Here is a 6,657-nt window from a genome sequence, read left to right on the forward strand (position 1 = left end):
AAAGACATCGTACAAGTCCACCTGGCGTGGCGCTGTGCGTTTACGGGCACTTTCCGGCAGGGGAAGGAGGGACGCAAATTGCGCGCGGCTGATATCGCTTGGGTAGGTTTTTCTGTTCATGCGGATAGTTTACGGCAGAGACTATGTACACGTTCTAAGCTGGCAAGGCGGCGAGCCGAAGACAATACAGTTAGTACGGCGCGGGTCCCATAAAAATCGCGCAGCGATTTTTATGGGTGCCCGGTCAGGCGAGCCAACACCATATCATTTCTGTTTGAAACGACTATATCCACCGCCCCTAATAGACGCTGCCGAAGAGGTCGTGGTCGTCGCTATCGTCAATGTTCACATGGACGATGTCGCCCGCTTTTATGCCGCTGACGCCGCTGATGTGCACCACGCCGTCGATTTCCGGTGCGTCGTAGGGCGTGCGGCCAATGGCGCTGGCGCTGTCCGCATCCACGCTGTCGATGATGACTGGCAGCACGTCGCCAACTTTATCCGCGAGCAAACGCGCGCTGATTTCCGCCTGTTTTTCCATGAAGCGCTGCCGGCGTTCTTCTTTGACGGCTTCCGGCACGGCGCCGGGCAGGGCGTTCGCCGCCGCACCGTCCACCGGCGAATAGGCGAAGCAGCCGGCGCGGTTGATGTCGGCGGCTTCAATGAAATCGAGCAATTCTTCGAAATCCGCTTCGCTCTCGCCGGGGAAGCCGACGATGAAGGTGCTGCGGATGGCAAGATCGGGGCAAATCTCGCGCCAGCGGCGGATGCGCTCAAGCACGCGCTCGCTGCTGCCGGGGCGGCGCATCGCTTTGAGGATGGCGGGGCTGGCGTGCTGGAAGGGGATGTCGAGGTAGGGCAGGATGCGGCCATCGGCCATGAGCGGGATGAGCGCGTCCACGTCCGGGTAGGGATAGACGTAGTGCAGGCGCACCCAGGCATCGAGCCGGCTGAGTTCGCGGGCCAGTTCGTAGAGGCGGGTCGGCAGCATCGCGCCGTTCCAGTTGTCCGCCTGATGACGGCTGTCCGCGCCGTAGGCGGCGGTGTCCTGGGCGACGATGAGCAATTCTTTCACGCCGTTTTTCACCAGATTCGTCGCTTCGCGCATGACTTGCCCGATGGGGCGGCTGTGCAGGCGGCCGCGCAGGTCGGGGATGATGCAGAAGGTGCATTTGTGGTCGCAGCCTTCGGCGATTTTCAGGTAGGCGTAGTGGCGCGGGGTAAGTTTGAGGCCGGAGGAGGGAATGAGGTCGAGGTGCGGGTTGTAGGGCGGCTTGGGCAGGTGTTCGTGCACCGCGCTCATCACCGATTCGTAGGCCTGCGGGCCGGTGATGGCGAGCACGGAGGGATGCACGGCGCGGATTTTTTCCGGCTGCACGCCGAGGCAGCCGGTAACGATGACTTTGCCGTTTTCGCGGATGGCTTCGCCGATGGTGGCGAGCGATTCGGCCACCGCTTCGTTGATGAAGCCGCAGGTGTTGACGATGACGAGGTCGGCGTCGTCGTAGCGCTTGGTGATGGCGTAGCCGTCGGCGCTGATTTGCGTGAGGATGCGCTCGGAATCGACCAGCGCTTTCGGGCAGCCGAGGCTGACGAAACCGATGGCGGGTTGATGTTGGCTCATGATGTTGGCTGTTGTCGGAAAAAGGGCGGCGATTGTAGCGGAAAAGCGCATGGCTGACGCGTTTGGCCGTGGCGGGTGGGGACGCACATTTCTTTGTGGAATAACGCGTAAAGGTCGCTGTTTTCTGTGGTTTTCACGTTACAATTAAGCCATCCCCACTACCGCAAGGAGATTCCCATGAACTACACCTGTCACGATGTGATGCTGCCGCACCGCCCGACGCTGCATGCGGCGATGACGATTGCCGGCGCGTTCGCCGCCATCCACCACCTCAACGAACGTTTTTTCCCGGTGGTGGATGACAAGGGCGATTTCATCGGCGTGTTCAACAGCATGTCGCTGGTGGAACTGCTGCTGCCGCGCAGCCTCACCGCCAACCTCGGCCGCGAGATGAACCCGCCGGAGCTCAATTTCATGCGAACCTCGGTCGCCGAGCTGCGGATGCGCCTGCATGAACATTACGAAGAGCCGATTACGGATTTTCTCATGCGCGACGGCCTGCCGCTGTGCTCCCCCGACACCGGCCTGATGGAAGCACTTTACCTGCTGTACCGCCTGCGCCGCAGTCATGCGGTGGTGCTGGCAAAGGGCACGCGCCACTATCTCGGCCTGGTCAGCGTCAACAGCGTGCTGGACAGCATCGTCAAGAGTGTGTAGGAGGACGCCATGCACGAATCCCACGTTATCTTTGGCCTCAACCCGATGTGGCTCTCCGGCCTCATCCTGGTCACCGTTTACATCATCCTCATCACGGAAAAGCTCAACCGCGCGGTCACGGCGCTGCTCGGCGCGGTGCTGATGATTTACTGCGGCCTGCTCAACCAGCAGCAGGCGCTGGGGAAAGTCGATTTCAACACACTGTGGCTGCTTACCGGCATGATGATGCTGGTCAACATCACCGCGAAAACCGGCGTTTTCCAGTACGTCGCCATCCGCTCGGCGAAATGGGTGCGCGCCGACCCGGTCGGCATCATGCTGATGCTGGCCGGCATCACCGCCCTCTTCTCCGCGCTGCTGGATAACGTGACCACGGTGCTGCTCGTCACCCCGGTCACGCTGCTGATTACCGAACAGCTCAAAGTGCGCGCCTTCCCCTACCTCTTCGCCACCATCCTCGCTTCCAACATCGGCGGCACGGCGACGCTCATCGGCGATCCGCCGAACATCATCATCGGCTCGAAAAACGGCCTCAGCTTCGGCGAATTCATCTACCACATGACGCCGATCGCCCTCATTGTCATGCTCGCCGTCTGTTTCGTGCTGTGGCTTATCCATCGCCGCAACCTGAAAACCACCCTGCGCGCCCGCGCCGCCATCATGCGTTTCAATGAAAAAGACGCGATTACCGATGTCTGCCTGCTGAAAAAATGCGCTTTCGTCTTTATCCTCGTCCTCCTCGGCTTCTTCGCCGGCCACCCGCTCGGCGTCGAGCCCGGCACCGTGGCGCTTTCCGGCGCGGCTCTCCTGATGCTGCTCGCTTATGGCCGTTATCCGGCGGAAAAGCAGACGGAAAACGTCCACCACGCCTTCGCCGAAGTGGAATGGATCACCATCTTCTTCTTCATGGGGCTGTTCATCATTGTCGGCGCGGTCGAACAAAGTGGTTTTTTGGACGTGCTGGGACACAAACTCGTCGCCGCCACCGAGGGCAATGTGCCGAAAATGGCCTATGCCGTGCTGTGGGTCTCGGCGCTCCTGTCTTCCGTGCTGGACAACATCCCCTTCGTCGCCACCATGATCCCGCTCTTGCAATCGGCAGGAGCGGGCATCGATCCGGCAACCTTTGAACCGGTGTGGTGGGCCCTGGCTTTGGGTGCCTGCCTCGGCGGCAACGGCACCCTGATTGGCGCCAGCGCCAACCTCACCGTCGCTGCCTTTGCCGAACGCGCCAAACAGCCCATCGGCATGGTGCAGTTCGCCAAATACGCCTTCCCGCTGATGCTCCTGACGATACTGCTGTCGCACATCTACCTGTGGCTGCGCTATTTCTGAGCCCGTGCAGGCCCGCCGCGAGGCGGGCTTTTTGTGCGGCAACTTCACAAAAAGCCAAACGAAATCCTCAATTTACACAGTACAAAAACGCCTGTGGCAGGCGTATCATCTGCTCCGAAAATCCACACCCCGGAGGGTCCCACCATGACATTAACCGAACAGCAAAAATACCCCTACCGCGCCCCGGGCAGCGACGTGCAAAGCCTGAAAGAAGCGCTTGTTTACAAACTGATTTTCGGCCTCGGCTGCCCGCCGTCGGAAGCCACCAAAACCAACTGGCTGAACGCCGCCCTGCTCGCTGTGCGCGACCTTGCCGCCGAACGCTGGCTGCAAACCACCCTGCACCTGCGCCGCGACCACCTGCGCCGCGTCTATTACCTCTCCATGGAATACCTGATGGGCCGCGCCCTCTCCAACGCGCTCATCGCCGAAGACGTCTATGACGCCATGCGCGAAGCACTCGCCGAACTGGGGCAGGACCTGAACGAAATCATCGCCGAAGAAGGCGATCCCGGCCTCGGCAACGGCGGCCTCGGCCGCCTCGCCGCCTGCTTCATGGACAGCCTCGCCACCCTGCGCATTCCCGCCATCGGCTACGGCATCCGCTACGAATACGGCATGTTCCGCCAGGTCATTGAAAACGGCAAACAGGTCGAGCAGCCCGACACCTGGACCGAGCAGGACATCGCCTGGCAATTCCGCCGCCCGAGCAAGCGCTACACCATCCGCTTCGGCGGCAACGTCCACTACCAGGGCGAGCAGTGCATCTGGAACAACAGCGAACAAATCACCGCGCTTGCCTATGACCAGATCATCCCCGGTTTCGACACTGACGTCTCTGACACCCTGCGCCTGTGGTGGGCACACGCGGGCGATGTCTTCAACCTCGGCGACTTCAACAAGGGCGACTACTTCGCCGCCATCGAGAAACAGACCACCTCGGAAAACGTCTCGCGTGTCCTCTATCCGGACGATTCGACCACCGTCGGCCGCGAGCTGCGCCTGCGTCAGGAATACTTCCTCGTCTCCGCCTCGGTGCAGGACATCGTGCGCCGCCACCTCAAAGAAAACGACGACCTGACCAACCTCACCGATACCGTCGTCATCCACTTGAACGACACCCATCCCGTGCTCGCCATCCCCGAGCTGATGCGCATCCTGATTGACGAATACGCCGTCAAATGGGACGACGCCTGGGCGGCCTGTCAGAAAATCTTCTCCTACACCAACCACACCCTGATGAGCGAAGCGCTTGAAAGCTGGCCGGTGGACATGATCGGCCGCATCCTGCCGCGCCACCTGCAACTCATCTTCGAAATCAACGAACACTTCCTCAGTCAACTGCGCGCACAGGGCATGGATGACGACTTCATCCGCCGCGTCTCCATCATCGACGAAGAAGGCGGCCGCCGTGTGCGCATGGCATGGCTGGCAGTCATCGGCTCGCACAAAGTGAACGGCGTCGCCAAAATCCACTCCGAGCTCATGGTCAAATCCCTCTTCGCCGACTTCGCCCGCCTCTGGCCGGAGCGCTTTACCAACGTCACGAACGGCGTGACCCCGCGCCGCTGGATCGCCCTTGCCAACCGGGGCCTCGCGCAAGTGCTTGACCGCCACATCGGCAGAGGATGGCGCAGCCACCTTGAAGATCTCGCCAAACTCAACCCGCTCAAAGAAGACGCCGCTTTCCGGTCCGAAATCCGCGCTGTCAAACTCGAAAACAAACGCCGCCTCGCCGAATACATCAAAGACGAACTCGGCATCAAGGTGAACCCGGAAGCGCTATTTGACGTGCAAATCAAGCGCATCCACGAATACAAGCGGCAACTCTTGAATGTGCTGCACATCGTCAGCCGTTACAACCAGATCCTGAAAAACCCGCACGGCGAGTGGGTGCCGCGCGTCTTCATCTTCGCCGGCAAGGCGGCAAGCGCCTACTACGCGGCGAAAAAAATCATCCACCTCATCAACGATGTGGCGGACGTCATCAACAACGACGGCCGCATCCGCGATCTCATCAAAGTCGTCTTCATCCCCAACTACGGCGTCAGCCTCGCCCAGCTCATCATCCCCGCCGCCGACATCTCCGAACAAATCTCGCTGGCGGGCACCGAAGCCTCCGGTACCAGCAACATGAAATTTGCGTTGAACGGTGCGCTCACCGTCGGCACGCTGGACGGCGCCAACGTGGAGATCCTGAACGCCGTCGGCGAAGACAACATCTTCATCTTCGGCAACACCGTCGAAGAAGTCGAAGCCCTGCGTCAGCGCGGCTACTCGCCGCTGCTCTACCTCGAAAGCGACAAAGAACTGCACGAGACCGTGATGCAAATTACCTCCGGCGCCTTCTCGCCGGAAGAACCGAGCCGCTACCACGAAAACCTGCACATCTTCAGCGACTATTACCAGGTGCTGGCCGATTTCCGCAGCTACGTCGAAGCGCAGGCGCGCATTGACCGCTGCTACCGCAACCAGGACGCCTGGGTCAAGGCGGCAATCGCCAACATCGCCAACATGGGCTACTTCTCCTCCGACCGCGCCATCGAAGACTACGCCCGCGACATCTGGCACATCCGGCCGCTGCCGGAAATCGGTGCCATCACCGGAAATGCACAGGACGACAACAAACCTGCCGCAGTGGAAGAAGAAACGCCGGGCGCAGCGGCAGCGAAAAAGCCGAAACACAAAAAACACTGACGGCGGGCGGCAACGCCCCTGCACGACAAAGACCCCGCCGCCCGGCGGGGCCTTTTTATAGTTAAGCATCTAAAATCATAACGGCGTTGCGTCGCCTTGCCGTACTGGTTTGTACTGTCTGCGGCGACGCGCCTTGTTACGCTTTTTTATCTGTCCAACTATATGGCCGTCTCAAATAGAAACGATACGGTGTTGGCTCACCTCGCCGTATTATAGCTAATGGATTTTATTTTTCATACAGATCCTAAATAGCTCGTCGATATAATTTATTCGCAACTTATTACGAACAGATTTAACCCATGCCCACTTATGCTCAATAGGGTTAAGATCAGGGCTATAAGGCG

Annotated in this window: 4 protein-coding genes and 1 pseudogene; 3 read left to right on the top strand and 2 right to left on the bottom strand. The window is 60.0% G+C overall.

Going from position 1 to position 6,657, the window contains the following annotated elements:
• Together Q0562_RS08650 and rimO are read right to left on the bottom strand one after the other, a co-directional pair.
• Positions 1-120: pseudogene (locus tag Q0562_RS08650) on the bottom strand (IS5/IS1182 family transposase); the annotation flags it as partial.
• A gap of 178 nt (positions 121-298) precedes the next feature.
• The gene (rimO, locus tag Q0562_RS08655; RefSeq protein ID WP_298643515.1) at positions 299-1,624 is read right to left on the bottom strand and encodes a 30S ribosomal protein S12 methylthiotransferase RimO; all 1,326 of its coding nucleotides are present in this window, start codon (positions 1,622-1,624) and stop codon (positions 299-301) included.
• 177 nt (positions 1,625-1,801) lie between these two features.
• Here rimO and Q0562_RS08660 point away from each other — a divergent pair, with 177 nt between their 5' ends.
• The 3 genes from Q0562_RS08660 (at position 1,802) to Q0562_RS08670 (ending at position 6,313) form a co-directional block, all read left to right on the top strand.
• A complete protein-coding gene (locus Q0562_RS08660; RefSeq protein WP_298643517.1) occupies positions 1,802-2,281 on the top strand; it encodes a CBS domain-containing protein in 480 nt (159 codons plus the stop codon).
• A 9-nt stretch (positions 2,282-2,290) separates the two neighbouring features.
• Complete coding sequence (locus tag Q0562_RS08665) at positions 2,291-3,616, top strand: ArsB/NhaD family transporter (RefSeq protein WP_298643519.1); 1,326 nt, start codon at positions 2,291-2,293, stop codon at positions 3,614-3,616.
• A gap of 144 nt (positions 3,617-3,760) precedes the next feature.
• Positions 3,761-6,313: a glycogen/starch/alpha-glucan phosphorylase gene (locus tag Q0562_RS08670; protein ID WP_298643521.1), complete on the top strand. Its 2,553-nt coding sequence runs from the start codon at positions 3,761-3,763 to the stop codon at positions 6,311-6,313.
• Positions 6,314-6,657 lie beyond the last annotated feature (344 nt).

The sequence above is a fragment of the uncultured Cardiobacterium sp. genome (genome assembly GCF_938028825.1).
GTDB lineage: Bacteria > Pseudomonadota > Gammaproteobacteria > Cardiobacteriales > Cardiobacteriaceae > Cardiobacterium.

What these genes read in the sequence shown, in the direction of transcription:
- Q0562_RS08660 (WP_298643517.1), top strand. Translation starts at nt 1,802, where the DNA reads ATGAACTACACCTGTCACGATGTGATGCTGCCGCACCGCCCGACGCTG.
- Q0562_RS08670 (WP_298643521.1), top strand. Translation starts at nt 3,761, where the DNA reads ATGACATTAACCGAACAGCAAAAATACCCCTACCGCGCCCCGGGCAGC.
- rimO (WP_298643515.1), bottom strand. Translation starts at nt 1,624, where the DNA reads ATGAGCCAACATCAACCCGCCATCGGTTTCGTCAGCCTCGGCTGCCCG.
- Q0562_RS08665 (WP_298643519.1), top strand. Translation starts at nt 2,291, where the DNA reads ATGCACGAATCCCACGTTATCTTTGGCCTCAACCCGATGTGGCTCTCC.